A 20,469-nucleotide genomic window follows, 5' to 3' on the forward strand; every position below is an offset into this window, starting at 1 on the left:
ATGAAAAAAAATACTTTTTTTAAAATTGATGGCTCTGTTATCGGACTGCTTTCAATCTTTGTTCTGGCTATCGCCGCATTTAGTATTGCCATGCCAGGTCACTTTTTTACCCAAAATACGTTTTTAAGTATCACTTTTCAATTACCTGAGTTGGGCTTACTTACCTTTGCCATGTTTGTACCTATGTTAAGCGGCGGCTTGAACCTTGCCATTATTAGTACCGCTAACTTAACCGGCCTATTCATGGCTTGGGTGTTTATCAATTACCTTCCGATGGATGCTGGAACGGGTACACAGCTGATGTGGTTGGTCTTCGCATTAATTGGCGCAACCGTAATTGCGGTCATTATTGGTAGCTTAACGGGACTGATGATTTCCCACATCGGGGCACATCCAATTCTAGTCACTCTCGGCACCATGACAATTATCAGCGGTATTGGCGTTTACCTCACTAAAGGAGCGGCACTGAGTGGCATGCCGCCCATTGTTCGTGCCATTGGCTCCGATACCGTGCTTGGGGTACCAATCGCTATGATTATTTTCATCGTTACCGCAATTCTGTTAGCGCTTTTTCTAGGCTGTACGCGGCTAGGTAAAAATATTTATATGAGTGGCAGTAATATCAATGCAACGTGGTTCAGCGGTATTCGTACCGACCGTGTCATGATTGCGATATACACCATTTCTAGTCTGTTATGTGTGTTAGCTGGGTTAATCATGATGGCTCGCTTTAACTCTGCACGTATGGGCTACGGGGATTCCTATTTACTGCTCACCATTCTTGCCATCGTATTAGGTGGAACTAACCCATTTGGGGGAGTTGGTAAGGTTAGCCGAGTGTTCTGTGCCTTATTGGTTTTACAGGTCATTGCGACAGGTTTAAGCCTGCTAGGAGTGAGCCTGCACTTTAACCTCGCTGTTTGGGGGATCACGCTCATCTTGGCATTAGCATTCAAGTTCTTCAAAGAAAAATGGAGTGCTAAACGTGCGATGAACCGCAACCAACGCCTTAATAAAGCATCGACACAAAGTTAATTTTTCAAGGGGAAAACCATGCGCAAGCATCCAATTGGTATTTATGAAAAAGCATTACCGAAAAACAGCAGTTGGTTAGAAAAATTAGTTATCGCAAAATCTGCGGGTTACGATTTTGTGGAAATGTCAGTAGATGAAACTGACGAACGTCTAGCTCGGTTAGACTGGAGCACCGCAGAACGCCTAGAAGTTGTTAGAGCCATTCAAGAAACAGGCATTCGCATTCCAAGTATGTGTTTATCCGGCCATCGCCGCTTTCCTTTCGGTAGCCATGATGAAGCTACCCGTATGATGGCCTATACCTTAATGGAAAAAGCCATTAAGCTCGCTCAAGACTTAGGTATTCGTACTATCCAGCTCGCGGGTTATGACGTTTACTATGAAGAGCAAGATGCCGAAACAATTGCCAATTTCGAAAAAGGCATGCAATGGGTCAGTGAAATTGCAGCCGCTTCTCAAGTGATGTGTGCAGTGGAAATCATGGATACGCCTTTTATGAATTCCATTAGCAAATGGCAAACGCTTTCCGATAAAATTCGCTCACCTTGGTTCAGTGTGTATCCTGATGTCGGTAACTTAACCGCGTGGGGTAATGATGTCGAAAAAGAATTCACCCAAGGAATTGAACACGTCGCAGCGATTCACTTAAAAGATACGTATGCGGTGACCGAAACCTGCAAAGGTCAATTCCGTGATGTACCTTTCGGCGAAGGCTGCGTAGATTTTGTTAATTTATTCAAATTATTAAAACGTTTAAATTACCGTGGTTCCTTCCTGATTGAAATGTGGACAGAAAAAGCCGATGAGCCACTAATTGAAATTATCAAAGCCCGTCATTGGATGGAAGACAAAATGCAACAAGCAAGCTGGTACAACGCCTAAAGGAGCCGATAATGAATGCATTTTTTATGGGTGTTGACCTTGGTGGTACCGTAATTAAAGCGGGTATTTACACCGCAGAAGGCCAAGAAATTACCGTTGCTGAACATTCTTTTCCCACTGAGAGTCCACAAGCAGGTTTTAGTGAACGCAATATGGAAATGCTTTGGGAAGCGACTTGTAGCGTGATTCGCCAAGCGATTCAAAATAGCCAACTCAGCCCCGCCCAAATTTCCGGTGTCAGCTTTTCTTCTCACGGCAAAGGGCTGTATTTACTCAATAGCCAAGGAAAACCGGTTAGAAATGGGATTGTGTCATCTGATTCACGCGCTCAATCTATTGTTGATGAATGGCACCAAGACGGCACTGCGGATAAAGCTTATCCATTGAGTTTGCAGCAATTATGGGCTTCTCATCCTGTGGCACTACTGCGTTGGTTAAAACAACACGAGCCTGATAACTATCGTGATACTCAGCATGTTTTGATGGTCCACGATTACATTCGCTACCGTCTAACCGACCAAATTGCCTGCGAAGAAACCAATATTTCTGGTAGCCAATTATTTAACCAAACCCTGTCGAGCTATGATCCTAAATTATGCCAACTATTTGGTATTGATGAGGCAAATGACAAGCTGGCACCCGTTATTAACTCAGCTCAATTAGCAGGAACGGTCACCCACAAAGCTGCTGTAGAATCTGGGCTTGTGGAAGGAACCCCTGTATTTGGTGGCTTCTTTGATGTCGTGGGTGCAGCGTTGGCGTCAGGGGTCAGTCAAAAAGATAAACTCAGCGCCGTAGCCGGAACTTGGACCATTTCAACACGTGTCTTCGATGAAATTGTGCCTTCAGATTACCCATACGTATGGAGTAAATACTGTATTCCAGGTACCTATTTTGTCCACGAAGGCAGCCCGACTTCCGCCAGTAACCTCGCGTGGTTCACTCGTCACTTCTTCAATCAACGTTTGCAAGATTATAACGTACTAAATCACTGTGTGGCTGAAGGGGCAACACGGCCAAATGATATTCTGTTTTTCCCTTGGCTGTACGGTTCTAACTACCACAGTAATTTGCATGGTGGTCTACTCGGTTTGAGTTCACACCATACCGATGCCGATATTGCTTATGCTATCTATCAAGGGATTGTATTTTCACATTTATTGCACCAAGACCGTATTGTTGGCCTTGATAATACAACTGAATCTATTCGTTTCACAGGTGGCCCAACACAGTCACCATTGTGGATGCAAATGTTCTGTGATGCCAGTAACTTGCCGTTAGATGTCGTCAACGTGCAGCAATCAGGTTGCCAAGCGGCTGCACTTTGTGCCGCTGTCGGAACAGGTTACTACTCAGGTTTTGATGTCGCCATTGCGGCAAGTACCCCAAAAATCACCACTTACCAACCAAACGCTGTTGGGTATCAACAGTTACGTGACAAATTTTCCCGCTTTAAAGCGGTTGCCGATGCATTGAGTCAATAGCCTATTGAATAAAGATAATAAAGGCAGAACAGATAATTCGGTTCTGCCTTATTTTTTGACAGATTAATTGTCAGCGACAACTTGGGTATTAACTGTGGCTGGTGATAATACGGTATCCTGCGGCAAGCTATCGTACTTCACAAACTCATCCCGTGGGAAAACAAAGACATCAATGTCTTTTTCAGGTGTGATAGTCTCCGCTACGATACTTTTCGCTGGGGATGTTAGGTTAGTTTCTACGCCTAACCACGATGCGAAATAATCAAATAAATTCCACTCACTTAACGTTTCATCGCGAAATTCACGTTTAGTATCATCCGAATTGATGACCACTAATGGAACTTGATATGCCCCTTTCACGAGTTGACCATGACGTAAATATAGATTTCCTTCTTTGATATACCCTTTATACTCTGCTTCCAGTGCTTTTACGTGCTGTTTATTGGCTTTGACTAACCCTTGCCCATGGTCAGAAAAATATAAAATGGAGAACGGGTTATCCCCATTTTTATTATTTTCTTGCAAGATACTATAAATATCGCCAATAAAATCATCACTCAGTTTAATCGCTGAAACATAACAGTTCGCTATACTTCCCCAACCCGTATCAAATTGCTCAGGGTTAATGTTGTAATTATTTTTAACGAGTTCACAAGCTCCTTTCGGCCAACCATCATGGTGAGGCCCCCACATATGAACAAAAATGACTTTTTCTTTCTCTGACGGGTTATTTAACGCGGCTTTAAAGGCAGGTAACATTTTAAAATCATTGGTGAGTTTATTCACATTGTCATCAACGACAACCTTTTCTTGCACGAAAAGGTTGTCAAAACCAGGCTTGCTGTCTCTAACCGGTAAAAAATAATTCGCCTTTAGAAAATAATTTGTAAAGCCAATTTCATCATCACCAAAGCTGCCATTATTACCAATGTAATAGGTCTCATAACCCGCTTTATTGGCTAAATCAACAACCGAATTATTGTTGTAATACGGCTTTTCATGGTGCTGTGTGATTGTATTTAAATCATTTTTTGCTAATGCACGCGTTAAGGTCGGTACCGTATTGGATGCCGCACTGATAAAATTATTGAAAAAACGCCCGTTTACCGATGAAAGGAATGGCGTATTTTCTAACGGATAGCCATAAGTATTCATATAATTCTTATTGGTACTTTCACCAATAATGACGACTTTTATCTTATATTTATCATCATTTTTTTTAGTAATTTGAATATCACTAACCGTATTCACCCCATAGCAAAGATCTGCATTGCTTTTTGCTGCTTGGATTAACTCTGGTGTACAGGCTTTTTTATAGACTCCCGCACTTTCATTAGTATTTGCTTGAGCCCATGTAACGCTAGCTAACAGAAGCGCACTACAAAGTGCGGTTAATTTCATTACTTTCATATTCGGAACCTCATCTTCGTAACTTATTATTTTTATGAGTTGCTGTGGTGTAGTCAGGGTAGAGCTTGTGAAATTAATGCCGCTACTGCACTAAAATTTCACATCATCATTAATATATTGAAATATAATTTCATTAAAAGGCGAAGAAGACGAAATTGAGATACCGCTAACAATAATTAATTATGAAGAATCACGCATTTATTAGGTACATTTTCATATTAGCTGTATATAAAAAAATCAATAATCAATTAGTTATGGAATATAAATGTATTTATCAGGAAGAATAATAGGCGTTACACCCATTACATCTAGAGTTGTGATAAAGATCGGCAATTAAACATTTGTCGCCATTTGATTAGTGATATAGCTCTGATTTTGCTCTTTTGTCACTAGAAAGCATTATGGAACCGGTTCCATAATGAGTTATTCGCAATGACAAATGGGCTAATGCCCTTTATTCAGAGAGAGGAAAGTCATGAGCAAACACATTATTGTTGTCACCGCCGCCTATGGGGCACAAACCGTAAAACAATTAGGTGGCCAACAAGCTTTATTCGATATCATTCAAAACAGCCATGCGGATGGCGCAGAGATCCGCCAAGAACTCTTACTACCAAGCGATAATCTTTCGGATATCGCCAAAGGGTTACAATCAAGGCAGCTCACCGCCGTTTATTCCGTGCCAGACACGCTATTTCAGCAACGTAGCCCTATCGCCATCACTAAACTGCAAGGCTATTTTGAAGATGCCAAACAACTTAATGCTCGCTTTTTAAAACTATCACTCGGTGAATTACCAGAAAATTATGATTTAACCGAAGTAATTAATCTTCTCAATCAATACAACACACAGTTAGTGATCGAGAATGATCAAACCGAAGTCGGTGGCCATATTGCGCCTCTTGAACGTTTTTTTGCTGATGTAAAACACCAAAATATGCCTATAAAAATGGCGTTTGATATGGCGAACTGGTACTGGCATCGGGAAGATCCGTTAAAAGCTGCACATATTTTTGCTTCCCAAGTCGCTTACATTCACGTTAAAGCCTGCCAATTGCGTGACAGTAAACGCGTTGCTGTAGCACTTGATGACAGTGACGGCACATGGAAAGAAGTACTCAACCTTCTACCAAATGACGCTCCTTGTGGTATCGAGTTTCCACTTGAAGGGCATGATTTACGCGCAGTCACTGAATACTATGTATCTCTATTAAAGGACTTCTCTGTTACAGGCTCTCTCAGTGAAAGGGGAAATTAATTTAATGAAAAATCAATTAGATGTAGTTACTCTTGGCGAAGCCATGATGATGTTCGTCGCCACGCAAACAGGGAAATTGCATGAGGTCGAAAACTTTGTTCGTCGTGCTGCAGGGGCAGAGCTCAACGTTGCTGTTGGCCTCTCACGTCTTGGGTTAAGAACAGGATGGATTAGCCGCTTAGGTAATGACTCTTTCGGGCGTTTTATCCAAGCCACACTAGATAATGAACATGTGGATACTCAATGTGTTACGGTAGATTTTCATTACCCAACAGGCTTTCAGCTTAAATCTAAAGCCGAAAATGGAACCGATCCCATCGTAGAGTATTTTCGTCAAGGCTCTGCGGCAAGCCATTTAGATTTAACCGATTTTAATGAAAATTATTTCTTATCCGCACGCCATTTGCATTTAAGTGGTGTGGCAGCCGCGCTTTCACCCACCAGCTACCAACTGTCACTGCATGCCGCGAAATGGATGCGAAATGCAGGTAAAACACTATCATTTGACCCTAACTTGCGCCCTTCTCTATGGAAGAGTGAAACAGACATGGTGAAACAGCTCAACCAACTCGCGTTTCAAGCTAATTGGGTTTTACCTGGCTTAAAAGAAGGCAAAATTCTCACAGGCTTCGACCAACCCGAGTCTATTGCTGATTTTTATCTCGCTCACGGTGTTGAAGCCGTTGTGATTAAAACCGGAGAACACGGCGCATATTATAAAACAGCGGATAACCAGCAGGGCATATCTCCGGCCGTTCATGTTAAACACGTCATTGATACCGTTGGAGCTGGCGATGGCTTTGCCGTTGGCGTCATTAGTGCCTTACTTGAAGGCTTAACATTACCGCAAGCTGTTGCAAGAGGTAATTTTGTTGGAGCAAGAGCCATTCAAGTTATAGGAGATAGTGAAGGCTTACCAACCCAAGCACAACTGCAGCATGAAATGGCATTACTCTCCGCGGACACCACTAAAGCGGTATGTTAAAAGGAAATCGATTATGACAATGAATACTCCAGCAATGTCACGTTGGTGGCGCATCATGCCAATCGTGTTTATCACCTATAGCCTTGCCTATTTGGATAGAGCAAACTACAGCTTTGCCGCCGCCGCAGGTATCAATGCTGACTTAGGCATTACCAAAGGAATGTCGTCGCTACTCGGCTCATTATTTTTCCTTGGATATTTCTTTTTCCAAATACCAGGCGCTATTTACGCGGAAAAGCGCAGTGTCCGCAAACTGATTTTTGCCTGTATTTTTCTCTGGGGAATTTTTGCTAGCTTAACCGGGATGGTCAGCAATATTCCGATGTTGGTGATTATTCGCTTTAGCTTAGGAGTCGTCGAGGCCGCAGTCATGCCTGCGATGCTTATCTACATCAGTAACTGGTTTACTCAGTCAGAACGGTCACGCGCTAACACCTTTTTAATTTTAGGTAACCCAGTTACGGTGCTGTGGATGTCTGTGCTATCCGGTTACCTCATTCAGGCATTCGGTTGGCGGGAAATGTTTATCATGGAAGGGGTTCCTGCGATTTTGTGGGCTTTTTTCTGGTGGAGAACTGCACGTGATAAACCCAGTCAAGTGAATTGGCTCAGCCAGACTGAAAAAGAGACATTAGATAAAATTCTTAGTGACGAACAAAAAAATATCAAGCCTGTTCGCAATTACCGCGAAGCCTTTAAGTCTCGTAATGTGATTTTACTATGCGCTCAATATTTTTGTTGGAGCATTGGGGTGTATGGCTTTGTACTATGGTTGCCATCGATTATTCGTGGAGCATCCAACCTTGGAATGGTAGAAACAGGCTGGCTTTCTGCCGTTCCTTACCTTGCTGCAACCTTAGCCATGATCCTCGTGTCATGGGCATCTGACCGTATGCATAACCGTAAACTATTCGTTTGGCCAATGCTTTTGCTTGGGGCGGTCTGTTTCCTCGGCTCATACCTGCTCGGTAGCACGAATTTCTGGTTCTCTTATACCTTATTGGTGATTGCAGGCGCAGCAATGTACGCTCCGTACGGGCCCTTCTTCGCTATCATTCCTGAAATGTTGCCAAAGAACGTTGCAGGTGGTGCAATGGCATTAATCAATAGTATGGGCGCATTAGGTTCATTCTTTGGTTCATGGTTTGTTGGCTATTTAAATGGGGCGACCGGTAGCCCAAGTGCTTCGTATATGTTTATGGGACTCGCACTATTAGCCTCGGTTTTCTTTACCTTAATTGTCAAACCAAGCCAAGAACAAAATAGTGATGCAGTCATCACGAAACATGCTTAAAAGGGATACTATGAAACAGAACATTATTTTATATAAATCCATTCCCGCGGATCAACTTGAGCGGCTACAGCAGCACTTTAATGTCACTGCATTTGACAGCATTACACCTGAGAATCTTGCTAACTTTAAACAAGCGTTATCCAGCGCTGACGGCATTATCGGGGCCAGCTATCCTATCACCGCAGATGACATTGCCAATGCACCCAATTTGAAAGTGGCATCGACCATTTCCGTTGGTGTCGACCAATTTGATATTGATGCGATGAATGCCAGAAAGGTTGCATTGATGCATACCCCAAATGTATTAACGGAAACCACCGCAGATACCATTTTCACTTTAGTGCTTTGTAGCGCGCGCCGCATTATCGAAATGGCTGAGATGGTGAAAAACGGTCAATGGACTCAAAGTATTGGTGAAAACGCATATGGCAGTAATGTGAATGGTAAAACTATCGGCATTTTAGGTATGGGGCGTATTGGCTATGCCGTTGCCAAACGCGCTCATTTAGGCTTCGGGATGCCAGTTCTCTATTACAATAACCATACCCATCCCGATGCAGAAAACCAGCTCAACGCACGCCGTTGTGACCTCGATACGCTACTTGCGGAGTCTGATTTTGTCTGTGTCGTGCTGCCATTATCAGCGTCAACCGAAAAGCTGATCGGTAAAAATGAGTTAGCAAAAATGAAACCCAGTGCATTTTTGATCAACGGTTCAAGAGGCCGGATCGTCGATGAAGCCGCGCTGATCGACGCATTAGAAAGAGGCACAATTCGGGGGGCGGGTTTAGATGTGTTTGAAGTTGAACCTCTTCCCTGTAACTCTAAGCTACTCACGCTACCTAATGTGGTTGCTCTGCCGCATATCGGTTCTGCTACCCATGAAACCCGTTACGCCATGGTCGAGTGTGCCGTTGATAACCTAATCGCTGCCTTAAAGGGTGACCTAAGCCAAAATTGTGTTAACCCTGAAATAGCGAAATAGATAAATACCTAGAACGCCCTAATTTATTAGGGCTCTTTGGCTCTTTAAACATCAATGCTCATGGGCGTGTCCCGGACGAGCAACACTGCTTCGTTCACACTCGGTCAGAAATTGGATAGAATTCAGTTTACTGGTTGATGGTGCTAAATAATATAATCCGACGGTTTTTTGACTGGGTGAGTAAATCTCCAACATGCCATTGACATCAGAATAAAAATCACCTTTATTGATCACGACATTAAAATCTTTTATTTTCTCAACACGTCGCTGCTCTGTGCTTTTCACTAGCGGATAACTCATATACTCATAGCCAACAAAATCAACAACATTAATTTGATTATTATTGAAAAAGATTTGAACTTTACTGGCACCAGTGGGGAAGAAAAACTTACCATTACGCTCTATCGTGATGTGATTATAGCTTTGGTCAACTTGGCAGGTATATTCTTTGACCTGACTTCTAGTACTACAACCCGCTAAAACAAGGCTAGCTAGCAATAATATCCCTATCTTTCTCATATGTTCCCTATGCTCTCAAAATGGTTATAACTTAATCTACCTACCAGTATACATGTAATAAGCCTTAAGCTAAATTGGGAAATGGTAACCAAATTTTAAGAGCCGAACGATTTAGTGTCCAAAGGCTACAATGTCGTCGATTTACGGATCAGCAATTCCCCATTAAATAAGTATTGCAGCGGGGGTTTATCGGGGTTTTCCAGTTTTTCGAGCAAACACTCTACCGCCTTGTGCCCCATTTCCGCTGTTGGTTGAGACACCGAAGTCACCCCTTGCCCAGCTAATGCAGCCCATTCGAGGTTATCGAAGCTTAAAAAGCCAATATCTGTCCCCCAACGTAGCCCTTGTTTATTCATAACATACGCCAGCTGCAAGGTCAGGACACCATTGGCGGCGACAATCACTTTGCGCATACCACGATGTGCGATACAAAAGTCAGCAACGATAGCCTCTAATTTTGCCGGATCTGGCAAGGTGACTTCATGAAATTCGCTTTGAATATGTTGATGATTCTGTGATAACGCTTGAAATGTCTGTAAGCGCTCTTGGCGTGCACTGTTATACACAACAGGCTCAGTGACGAAGCAAATCGCTTCGAACCCTTGTTCAACAAGATGATTAAAGGCCATTTGTGCGGAAGCGGGGTTATCTAACCCAACCATGTCGCTGGGAAAATTGTCGATTTTTCTATCTAATAAGACAAATGGCAGAGTAGTTTCTTTCAGCACGTCAATGAATTGTTCGTTAACACCCGCTGAATTTATGATTAGCCCATCCACGCGGTAACCTTTGAGCAGTTGAATAAATTGGCATTCACGCTCAATGCTATTATCCGCATTGCACACGACGGTCATAAAACCTTGTTTGATTGACTCGGCTTCCACCCCTTTTAGCACTTCAACAGAGAATGGATTACTGATATCGGCAATAATCAAGCCAATCAGGCCTGTCCGCCCATGTTTCAAGCTACGCGCCATTTGGTTTGGCCGATAATTTAATTCACGAATAGCGCTTTCAATACGTTGACGCAAATTATCTGAAAGCAAATGAAATTCACCATTCAAATAACGTGAGATACTGGTTTTCCCTGCCTGAGCTTTGGCAGCGACATCTTTGATCGTGGCAACTTTTTGCGTTTTCGGGGCCATAGCTTTCGGTTTTTCCATTCTCTAAAAACATCACCAAGTGGTTATCTTACTCGAATAAGTGTCATTTTACTTGCGGTATTGCGTTAACTTGCTGTTTTAGCCATTGAATAAATATATCTGCCTTTGGGTTTCGTTTTTCATTCAACATGGCAAAATAATAGCGTTGTTGGCACTTCAGCGAAATATCGCCAAATGGCATCACTAGTTCTTGCCGCTTCAGCCGTTTTTCAACCAATTGTTTACGCCCCATTGCCACACCAGCATGGTTCATTGCGGCAACAATCGCTAAATCGGAACGATCAAAACACAGGTTGCGACGATGTGGAAACAGTGCCAACAGGTAATGCTCACTCCACGCTTTCCACTCATCATAGTCGGAGTTGCTACTCCATGCCTGACGGTCATGCAATAAAGTGCCATTTTTTAGTTGATGAATATTATTGAGTAAATCATATTGCTGCGCGTATTGCGGGCTACAAACAGGCACAATGGATTCAGTCATCAAGTCCTCACAATACAGATTAGATCTTGTTATATCATCATAATAAATAGCAATATCAATACCATAGCCACGAAAATTAACATCATCGTTTCCCGTTAACAGATTCAACTGAATTGAGGGGTATTGATTAGCAAAATCTGCAATTTTGGGGATTAACCAGCACTGGGCAATGGAGGGCCGTGAATACACCGTCAGTTCACCCGAAATTTCTTGGTTTTTGATATCAATGATTTCTTGATTAATATCATCCAAATTTTTACGTAGTGCCCAGTAAATTCGCTCCCCGTCTGAGGTTAGCTCAATGCGCCGATGAAAACGCTCAAATAATTTAAACCCTAATTCCCCTTCTAACGTGTTAATTCGGTGACTAACTGCACTGGGGGTTAACGAAAGTTCCTGTGCCGCTAAGGCAAAAGAACAATGCCGTGCAGCCGCTTCAAAGGTATGCAAGCGCGATAGTTGATAACTTGATAGCCGTTTATTCCATTGAATAAATCCAGATTGCTCAAATTGATTGAAATTTACCGACACAATGCCCCCAATAAAAACTATGATGCCTAATAATCTCTACAATACCCATTTTAAGATGAATTTAGATGACCCAAAGACACTAATCTCCTATTTATATGACTAATATCACAGCCTTGAGTTAATTTAGTTCATCTAAACTGCATGTTTCATCGTTTGTCACCTCTGAATATTTATTATCCAATAGAAGAACAACAACAAGATGATCAGGGGTAGGATATGGACTCTACAATGTGGATGATTGGTACTTTAGTTATCAGTATTTTACTAATCATCGTTTCAATTATTAAATTTAAGTTTCATCCCTTTTTAGCACTTTTACTCGCCAGCTTCTTTGTCGGTATCTCCATGCAAATGAACCCATTAGAGATGGTCAGCGCCATCGAAAATGGCATTGGGGGTACACTTGGGTTTTTAGCCGCTATTATCGGTTTGGGGACTATACTCGGTAAAATGATGGAAATCTCCGGTGCGGCAGAGCGCATTGGGGTGACATTACAAAAGAGCCGTTGGTTAACGCCTGACGTTACCATGGTACTAATTGGCCTAATCTGCGGTATTACGCTGTTTGTTGAAGTGGGCGTTGTCCTGCTAATCCCATTAGCTTTTTCCATTGCGAAAAAAACCAATACCTCGTTATTAAAACTGGCTATCCCATTATGTACCGCACTGATGGCTGTACACTGTATCGTACCACCACACCCTGCGGCTCTCTTTGTCACAAATGAATTAGGTGCTGACATTGGTACGGTGATTGTGGCAGGGCTCGCAGTAGGCTTAGTCGCGTCATTAGTGGGTGGACCACTGTTCCTCAAGTTCTTAGGTGACCGCTTACCGTTTAAAACGGTACCAGAAGCCTTCTCTGACCTCGAAGTACGAGAAGAGAAAGATTTGCCTTCTCTCGGTGCCACATTATTTACCGTTTTACTGCCAATTATTCTCATGTTGATCAAAACAGCTGCTGATTTGAACATGAGCAAAGATAGCCAGTTATTTACCTTTTTACAGTTTATTGGTAACCCAATAACCGCTATGTTTATTGCCGCTTTTGTCGCTTATTACATGTTAGGGATCCGACGTAATATGGGAATGAGCGTATTGCTCAGCAAAACCGAAGAGAGTTTTAGCTCAATCGCTAATATTTTATTGATTATCGGTGCGGGTGGGGCATTTAACGGTATCTTAAAAGGCAGTGGACTGAGTGATTCCTTAGCGATGGTGCTATCGGGTATTGATATGCACCCAATCTTACTGGCCTGGCTAGTGGCAATCATCCTGCATGCCGCGGTCGGTTCTGCCACTGTTGCGATGATGGGCGCAACCGCAATTGTGGCTCCGCTAATGCCAATGTACCCGCATATTAGCCCAGAAATCATGACATTAGCCATTGGTTCCGGCGCAATTGGTTGCACCATCGTGACTGACTCGCTGTTCTGGTTGGTCAAACAGTACTGTAATGCCACTTTAGCCGAAACGTTCCGTTTTTACAGTGTCGCCACGTTGATTGCGTCTTTCGTCGCGCTGGCAGGGACTTTTGCACTTTCATTTGTGATTTAAAAGAGAGTAATTATGACTCAGATAAATGTTGATAAGTTAATTGCTGACTACCCTTTAGTTCAGGACTTAATCGATTTAAAGCAAATTGCGTGGTTCAACCCAAATGTCACGACGACACAAGCGGGTTTGCCTTATGTCGGGCTAACCATTGAAGATGTGCAAGATGCAGAAGCGCGCCTACACCGTTTTGCGCCTTATTTGATGAAAGCGTTTCCAGAAACTCAAGCAACACAAGGAATTATCGAATCTGACGTTATCGATATTCCAAACATGCAAGCCGCACTGGAAAAACGTTATCAAACGCCAATCGCGGGAAAAATGTTACTGAAAAAAGATAGTCACCTGCCAATTTCGGGGTCAATTAAAGCCCGAGGGGGGATATATGAAGTACTCACTCATGCGGAAAAACTTGCCTTAGCCGCCGGTATTTTATCGACAGATGATAATTACGAAATTTTATTCTCTGAACAATTTCGCCAATTCTTTAGCCAATACCGTATTGCAGTTGGTTCAACCGGTAACCTTGGTATGTCCATCGGCATTATGAGTGCTAAACTCGGCTTTAGCGTCAGCGTGCATATGTCTGCTGATGCCAGACTGTGGAAAAAAGACAAATTACGTTCACATGGTGTGAATGTAGTGGAATATGAGCAAGATTACAGCATCGCAGTTGAACAAGGCCGTAAAGAAGCCGAAAAAGATCCTAACTGCTTTTTTATTGATGATGAAAACTCAACCACCCTGTTTCTCGGCTATGCTGTCGCAGGCCTTCGTCTAAAAAAACAATTTTTAGAGCAAGGGATTACTGTGGATAACGACCACCCGCTATTTGTCTATTTACCTTGTGGTGTCGGTGGTGGCCCCGGTGGTGTCGCTTTCGGGTTGAAACTGGCCTTTGGTGATGCCGTCCATTGCCTATTTGCCGAGCCCACTCACTCGCCTTGTATGCTGTTAGGAGTTCATACTGGCCTACATGATGGTGTGTCAGTCCAAGAAATTGGTATTGATAATATCACCGCCGCAGACGGGCTGGCAGTTGGCCGTGCATCCGGTTTTGTGGGGCGTGCAATGGAGCGGCTTATTGATGGTTATTACACCATTGACGATAGCGAAATGTATAACCTGTTAGGTTTACTCAACCAGACCGAGTCTATTAAATTAGAGCCGTCAGCCTTGGCGGGTATGACTGGTTGCGTACATGTCATGCAAAACACAGGTTATTTGCAATCCAAATCCCTCACGCCGATGAAACTGGCCAACGCAACACATCTTGTATGGGCAACGGGTGGTGGTATGGTGCCTGTGGATGAGATGCAAAAATATTTATCACAAGCTAACCTAAGTTAACAATTAACGTATTCAACGCCCTCTTCACGTTCAATGAGAAGAGGGCTTTTTAGTATCAACTACACATTATTAGCTTTGTAATAATTGCCCCGGTAATGGCACTAAATCACTTTCAATATAGCGTCTCACTAAGGTTGCGAGCGCCACTAATGAGTCCAAATGAGTCCTTTCCCAACCGTGGGAGCTGTCTAGTGCGAAACACGCTAAAGCCGCACGAATATCCCATCCTGCATCAATTGCCGCAGCACTATCCGAACGATAATGTTTAAAAGTATCGCGGACGTGAGGAATATCATACTGCTGGCATAATTGCAGTAAATGCCGTGTAATTGCCAAATCAAACGGGCCGGTTCTGTCACGAAAGGCTAAGGTCAGTGCGTCATCTCGTGTGGTTTGATCTGGAGCAGAAACTGAGTTATCAATCGCTAACAATTCTTGAACTTGCGAACCAAAACCGTGTGTGCCGCCAATTCCAACTTCTTCTGAAATCGTGAACATCATCTGGCAAGGCACCGCAGGCACAACGCCATCATCCACCAGTGATTTTAATGCGGCTAACATCACCGCACATCCAGCTTTATCATCCAAATGACGCGATACAATAAAGCCGTTATCAATGAATTCGGGTTGCGCATCAACCGCAACAATATCACCGACATTTAAGCCATGGGATTGTAAATCAGCGAAGTTATAACAGGGAGCATCAAGGCGAATTTCTAAATTATCCCAATCCGCAATTTGAGTATCAACTTCAGTATTAAAGCGATGCCCAGACGCTTTTAATGGCAAAATAGTGCCACGATATTGGTGATTGTCGCTAAATACTGTCACCCTTGCACCTTCCGCAAAGCGTGCTGCCCATGTGCCTGTATTACGCAGTGCCAAGCGCCCATTTGGTTTGAGTTGTGTCACCATCGCCCCAAGCGTATCAAGGTGTGCGGCTAATGCACGTTTAGGTTCTTCAGAGCCAAGCGTGATATATAGCACTCCGCGGCGTGTATATTTCGGCGCGAACCCCAACTCAGTCAACCATTGATGTGTCTGCGCAACAGCTTGTTCAGTCATCCCAACCGGGCTAGGCGTACATAACAATGTTTTTAATACAGAGGTCAGATATGCTTTATCTATCATTACGTTACCTATCTTCACTTAAAAAACGTTCTTGCAATGTGGCTTGTAGCGCTAACATGGCTTGTTCCGCGTAGGCCATATGTGTTTCCATCACCGATTGAACCTTCTCGGCGTCTTTACGGCGTAAAGCCTCGATTAATTGATATTGGTATTCAATACCTTGGCGTCTGTCAACGGGCTCAGGTTTTAAATAAATGTCCTTACAAACCGCTAAATCTTTGAGTAAACGCTGTAAAAAGTGGCAAATAAACACTAATAAAACGTTATCGGAATAGCTGGCAACCACCGCATGAAAATCCAGCTCTGCCATCCGTTGCTGCCAGCGCTCATTTTCATCTGCGGGCTCATGGTCATAAATAGCGATGGTATCGTACAGCTTCTGGATACCGTCATTATCAATGTTGTCAATTGCACTAACTGCAACCACCGGTTCTAGTAATTTACGTAACGTATAAATATCTTTGATTGATATATCCCGCGTAAACAAATAATTCGATAACAAACTCATTGCTCGCGATTCAGTCATAGAATCAATAAACGCACCACCACCCGGCCCGGTTTTTGTTTTAATTAACCCTTGAACTTCCAGTGATTTCAGTGCTTCTCGCACAGTACTTTTGCTGGCGTTATAATGTTCAATAAGTTCTTTTTCTTGTGGCAAACGGTCACCGGGTATGAGGTTATCGGCCATGATAGTTTCTTTTATTGCATTGACGATTTCATCAGTCCGCTTAATACGTACTGGTTCTATCGTCGTCGGCTTATTGTTGCTCATGTTAGGTTCTCAACTGGTTTAAATAAGTTTCTAAGCGACTGAATCAACACGAATACGAGGGGCACTAGCCAATAAATTTCGCGTATATTCATGCTCCGGTGCGGCAAATAAGCTGCGGGTATCTCGACATTCTAACAAATCTCCTAAATAGAGTACGGCGACTCTATCTGCGATTGATTCCACTACCGCTAAATCGTGGCTAATAAATAAATAGGATAACGAAAACTGTTGTTTGAGTTGTTCTAATAGCAACAAAACTTGCGCTTGTACCGAAACATCCAACGCACTAACCGGCTCATCCAGTACTAATATTCTTGCATCTGCGGCTAAAGCTCTCGCAATGGCTAGCCTCTGAGCCTGCCCGCCTGAGAATTCATGGGGATAACAGGCTAAAGCATCGATTGGCATATTGACGGCCTCAAGTAATTCCGCCAGCCGAGCCGCTCTTTGTGATGAGTTCATGTGTTTTAAATATTTCAACGGAACAGACAAAGTCTCTCCAATGGTTTTTCGCGGGTTCAAAGATGCAACAGGGTCTTGAAAAACATACTGAATGGCTTGCCCAAACGCACGCGCACCTTGCTGCTGCCACTCGGCACGAGTTTGCCCTAAGACAGTAATATCTCCCGAGGTCTCTCGCTCCAAGCCAACTAAAATACGCGCTAAAGTGCTTTTCCCTGAGCCACTCTCCCCAACCACCGCCAGAGTTTCACCTTCGTAAAGTGATAATGAAATATTTTTCAATGCATGAACTTGGCGCCCTCGAGGGTGAAATAAGCTTCTTGGCTGCCCGAAGGTTTTCACCAGCTGATTAACCTCAATCACTTTTTTCACTAAACCTCCTGTGTCGATGTCAAATCATTGCCATCGGGCTGATGACCATAGAGTTGTTGCACTTGTTTTAAAAACCCACGTCCTTCCCCTAACTTAGGTACACTGGCAATCAGACGTTGTGTATAAGGATGCTGAGGCTGCCGTAATACCGTTTGCGTATCACCGGTTTCGACTATCTCACCTTGTTGCATCACTGCAACACGGTCGCAAATTTGGTTAATAACCGCGAAATCATGGGTAATAAATAAGAGCGCAACCCCGCGCTCACGGCGTAGCTGGTCAAGTAATTCTAAAATTCGCGCTTGTACTGTGACATCTAATGCGGTAGTTGGCTCATCAGCAATAATCAACACGGGGTCATTAGCCAGCGCCATTGCGATCCCTACCCGCTGGCGCTGTCCGCCCGAAAGCTCATGAGGATAGGCATCGAAACGTTCTTGCGCATCTGGGATCCCAACGCTATCCAACAATTCAATGGCTTTATTTTTCGCCTCATAGAGTGACAAAGATTGGTGAGCGGTGATGGCCTCACGCAATTGCACACCGATAGTAAACTGGGGATGGAGTGTCGTCAGTGGGTCTTGGAAAATATATGACACCTTCGCACCGCGACGGCGCTGCATAACAGATAACGGCAATGACAACATTTCTTCGTGTTCCACATAAATCCCCCCCGCCGTAATCAATGCAGGAGGTGATGCAAGCAGCCCCATCACAGATAAAGCGGTAACACTCTTACCCGAGCCGCTCTCCCCAATTAACCCTAGACACTCCCCCGCCCCAACAGTAAAACTGATCCCTTTTACAGTTGGACGTAATTGATTTCCTTGGCGAAAAGCGACCGACAAGTCTTTGATTTCTAATACTACTTGTTCATCTCCCGTTTTCGCAGGAATATTAACTCTATCGGTCTGCGTCATTGGTTGTGATCGCTGTAAGGCTCCTGATTTTAACCGAGGATCAAGAATGTCACGCACGCCATCCCCTAGCAGGTTAAAACTAATCACAATAAGAAAGATCATAATACCGGGTACCAATGCCACATGAGGAGCGACAAACATCTGTGCGCGCCCTTGCCCTAACATTGAACCTAAGTCTGCATTAGGTGGCTGAGTACCTAGCCCTAAAAATGACAAGCCTGCCGTCTCTAAAATCATCCAACCGATGGTCGTTGACATGGTAACTACAATGATTGGCAAGACATTCGGTAACACTTCCGTTAATAGGACTTGTAAATGGTTTTTACCTGACAACCTAGCTGCTTGAATAAAATCCCTATCGCGCAAACCGACCGTTAACCCACGAATGTTCCTAGCAAAAAAGGGAATATTCACTAATGCGATCGCATATAACGCATTGAGCAACCCAGGCCCAAGTACCGCGACAATGGCTAATGCCAATAGAATGTATGGAAATGCCATTAGCATATCAATACAACGCATCAATAATGTATCAGTGCGATGGCCGACATACCCAGCCACCAAGCCTATCAGGGTGCCGAATATTGCAGCGATTAGAGTTGCTGAAATACCGACCAATAGAGACACTCTCGTTCCCCACAGCAATCGAGATAAAATATCTCGCCCTAAATGGTCAGTACCTAATAAATGACCAGACGAAAAAGCGGGAAGTAGACGATTAACTAAATCAGTTTCATCAGGATTAGCAAGAGGGAGCCAAGGCGCTAAAAATGCCAAGAGCATAATGATAGATAAAGTAAATAGCCCCAAAGTTGCTAGGCGGTTCGCTAGCAGTAACGAGCCGATCGACTGGCGATGACGATGCTGAATAACAGGGGTCATAGACTGGCTCATGATTTCAACCTCGGGTCTAATATGGCTTGCGCAACATCCGCAAGTAAATTGATAAAGACATAGGACGCGGCTGCAATCAATACGCCCCCTTGGACTAAAAATAAGTCACGGGTTGCCACTGCCTTCACTAGCATGGCGCCGAGTCCTGGCCACTGAAAAACGGTTTCAATGTACACCGCACCACCAAAAACAAAGCCCGCTTGGATACCAATGACGGGAATGACGGAAACCAATGCCATACGAAATGCATGGCGAAAAATCACTTTGCGCTCACTTAAGCCTTTTGCCCTTGCTGTACGAATAAAATCAAGTCGCAGTACTTCTAACATTGCTGTACGCGTCAAACGCGCTATCACCCCTGTCGCAACCAATGAAAGCGTCACAGCAGGTAAAACAAGGTGATGCAATAAATCGCTCAGGCCACCGCCTTGCCAAATATCGTACATTCCAGATGCCGGAAACCATTGTAATTGAACAGAAAAAAACATAATCATCAGTAAACCAATCCAAAAAGATGGCATTGAGATACCCAATAAAACGGCGAGTGTAATAAATCGGTCACTCCAACTAAATTGACGAATGGCGGAAAGAACCCCGGCTAATAGCCCTAAAATTGAGCTGAGTAACAATGCACTTCCACCCAAAATTAATGTGGCAGAAAATCGCTCTAAAACCTCATCAACAACAGGTCGGTTAAGGACAAATGAGCGGCCAAAATCACCCGATATCAAATTATTCATCCAAATAAAATATTGCTGATATAACGGCTTATCCAACCCAAGCTCTGTTTTTACTCTAGCCACATTTTCAGGAGTCGCCCAAGGGCCAAGCAATGCTTGAGCTGGGTCTCCAGGGATCATTGCCATGATAAAAAAGACAATTAACGTCAAACCAATCAGTATGGGTATGGTCGCTAAAATGCGTTTCAAACAGTATAACCACATAGTTTTTCCCCATAAAATCAAATAATTAATTAAATAA

The 20,469-nt window shown here is 43.5% G+C and carries 18 protein-coding genes; 9 read left to right on the forward strand and 9 right to left on the reverse strand.

Going from position 1 to position 20,469, the window contains the following annotated elements; all coding sequences use genetic code 11:
- From PSE60_RS02035 to PSE60_RS02045, 3 genes are read left to right on the forward strand one after another with little or no spacing between them, the layout of a single operon-like run.
- The gene (locus PSE60_RS02035; protein ID WP_210838109.1) at positions 1 to 1,035 is read left to right on the forward strand and encodes an ABC transporter permease; all 1,035 of its coding nucleotides are present in this window, start codon (positions 1 to 3) and stop codon (positions 1,033 to 1,035) included.
- Positions 1,036 to 1,053: 18 nt separating this feature from the next.
- Positions 1,054 to 1,917 (forward strand): L-ribulose-5-phosphate 3-epimerase, encoded by an 864-nt coding sequence (locus tag PSE60_RS02040; RefSeq protein ID WP_272664426.1) that lies wholly within the window; start codon positions 1,054 to 1,056, stop codon positions 1,915 to 1,917.
- A gap of 11 nt (positions 1,918 to 1,928) precedes the next feature.
- Positions 1,929 to 3,401, forward strand: coding sequence for an FGGY-family carbohydrate kinase (locus PSE60_RS02045; RefSeq protein ID WP_272664427.1), 1,473 nt, complete (start codon positions 1,929 to 1,931; stop codon positions 3,399 to 3,401).
- Between the two features lie 63 nt (positions 3,402 to 3,464).
- On the opposite strand, the gene PSE60_RS02050 is transcribed toward PSE60_RS02045, so the two are convergent.
- Complete coding sequence (locus tag PSE60_RS02050; protein ID WP_272664428.1) at positions 3,465 to 4,811, reverse strand: phosphoethanolamine transferase; 1,347 nt, start codon at positions 4,809 to 4,811, stop codon at positions 3,465 to 3,467.
- 475 nt (positions 4,812 to 5,286) lie between these two features.
- On the opposite strand from PSE60_RS02050, the gene PSE60_RS02055 reads away from it, so the two are divergent.
- Genes PSE60_RS02055 through ghrB form a run of 4 tightly spaced genes read left to right on the forward strand, consistent with a single transcriptional unit; the run spans position 5,287 to position 9,333 of the window.
- A complete protein-coding gene (locus tag PSE60_RS02055; protein WP_272664429.1) occupies positions 5,287 to 6,069 on the forward strand; it encodes a sugar phosphate isomerase/epimerase family protein in 783 nt (260 codons plus the stop codon).
- A 4-nt stretch (positions 6,070 to 6,073) separates the two neighbouring features.
- The gene (locus PSE60_RS02060; RefSeq protein ID WP_272664430.1) at positions 6,074 to 7,054 is read left to right on the forward strand and encodes a sugar kinase; all 981 of its coding nucleotides are present in this window, start codon (positions 6,074 to 6,076) and stop codon (positions 7,052 to 7,054) included.
- 13 nt (positions 7,055 to 7,067) lie between these two features.
- On the forward strand, positions 7,068 to 8,348 hold the full coding sequence (locus tag PSE60_RS02065; protein WP_272664431.1) for an MFS transporter: 1,281 nt from the start codon (positions 7,068 to 7,070) through the stop codon (positions 8,346 to 8,348).
- Between the two features lie 10 nt (positions 8,349 to 8,358).
- Positions 8,359 to 9,333 (forward strand): glyoxylate/hydroxypyruvate reductase GhrB, encoded by a 975-nt coding sequence (ghrB, locus tag PSE60_RS02070; RefSeq protein ID WP_210838122.1) that lies wholly within the window; start codon positions 8,359 to 8,361, stop codon positions 9,331 to 9,333.
- Positions 9,334 to 9,384: 51 nt separating this feature from the next.
- Here ghrB and PSE60_RS02075 read toward each other — a convergent pair whose 3' ends face one another.
- The 3 genes from PSE60_RS02075 to dsdC all read right to left on the reverse strand — a co-directional run bounded on the left by PSE60_RS02075 (position 9,385) and on the right by dsdC (position 12,033).
- Positions 9,385 to 9,852, reverse strand: a complete 468-nt coding sequence (locus tag PSE60_RS02075) for a hypothetical protein (protein ID WP_272664432.1) — start codon at positions 9,850 to 9,852, stop codon at positions 9,385 to 9,387.
- A gap of 125 nt (positions 9,853 to 9,977) precedes the next feature.
- Positions 9,978 to 11,018, reverse strand: a complete 1,041-nt coding sequence (locus PSE60_RS02080) for a LacI family DNA-binding transcriptional regulator (protein ID WP_210838126.1) — start codon at positions 11,016 to 11,018, stop codon at positions 9,978 to 9,980.
- Between the two features lie 43 nt (positions 11,019 to 11,061).
- Positions 11,062 to 12,033: a DNA-binding transcriptional regulator DsdC gene (dsdC, locus tag PSE60_RS02085; RefSeq protein ID WP_272664433.1), complete on the reverse strand. Its 972-nt coding sequence runs from the start codon at positions 12,031 to 12,033 to the stop codon at positions 11,062 to 11,064.
- Between the two features lie 216 nt (positions 12,034 to 12,249).
- Between dsdC and dsdX the strand changes: the two genes are divergently transcribed.
- Together dsdX and dsdA are read left to right on the forward strand one after the other, a co-directional pair.
- Positions 12,250 to 13,587: a D-serine transporter DsdX gene (gene dsdX / locus PSE60_RS02090; protein ID WP_210838130.1), complete on the forward strand. Its 1,338-nt coding sequence runs from the start codon at positions 12,250 to 12,252 to the stop codon at positions 13,585 to 13,587.
- 12 nt (positions 13,588 to 13,599) lie between these two features.
- Positions 13,600 to 14,934 (forward strand): D-serine ammonia-lyase, encoded by a 1,335-nt coding sequence (gene dsdA / locus PSE60_RS02095; protein WP_272664434.1) that lies wholly within the window; start codon positions 13,600 to 13,602, stop codon positions 14,932 to 14,934.
- 69 nt (positions 14,935 to 15,003) lie between these two features.
- Here the strand turns inward: dsdA and PSE60_RS02100 are convergent, their stop codons facing one another.
- From PSE60_RS02100 to PSE60_RS02120, 5 genes are read right to left on the reverse strand one after another with little or no spacing between them, the layout of a single operon-like run.
- The gene (locus PSE60_RS02100; RefSeq protein WP_272664435.1) at positions 15,004 to 16,065 is read right to left on the reverse strand and encodes an osmoprotectant NAGGN system M42 family peptidase; all 1,062 of its coding nucleotides are present in this window, start codon (positions 16,063 to 16,065) and stop codon (positions 15,004 to 15,006) included.
- 4 nt (positions 16,066 to 16,069) lie between these two features.
- A complete protein-coding gene (locus PSE60_RS02105; protein WP_272664436.1) occupies positions 16,070 to 16,840 on the reverse strand; it encodes a FadR/GntR family transcriptional regulator in 771 nt (256 codons plus the stop codon).
- A 30-nt stretch (positions 16,841 to 16,870) separates the two neighbouring features.
- Positions 16,871 to 17,674, reverse strand: a complete 804-nt coding sequence (locus PSE60_RS02110; RefSeq protein ID WP_210838139.1) for an ABC transporter ATP-binding protein — start codon at positions 17,672 to 17,674, stop codon at positions 16,871 to 16,873.
- Positions 17,674 to 19,488 carry a dipeptide/oligopeptide/nickel ABC transporter permease/ATP-binding protein gene (locus PSE60_RS02115; RefSeq protein WP_272664437.1) on the reverse strand — a complete coding sequence of 605 codons (1,815 nt, stop codon included), beginning with the start codon at positions 19,486 to 19,488 and terminating at the stop codon, positions 17,674 to 17,676. Before PSE60_RS02115 ends, PSE60_RS02110 begins: the two co-directional genes overlap by 1 nt.
- Complete coding sequence (locus PSE60_RS02120) at positions 19,485 to 20,432, reverse strand: ABC transporter permease (protein WP_272664438.1); 948 nt, start codon at positions 20,430 to 20,432, stop codon at positions 19,485 to 19,487. The genes PSE60_RS02115 and PSE60_RS02120 overlap by 4 nt, the downstream gene beginning before the upstream one ends.
- Positions 20,433 to 20,469: the final 37 nt, after the last annotated feature.

This window comes from Providencia sp. PROV174 (genome assembly GCF_028480685.1).
Taxonomy (GTDB): Bacteria; Pseudomonadota; Gammaproteobacteria; order Enterobacterales; family Enterobacteriaceae; genus Providencia; species Providencia rettgeri.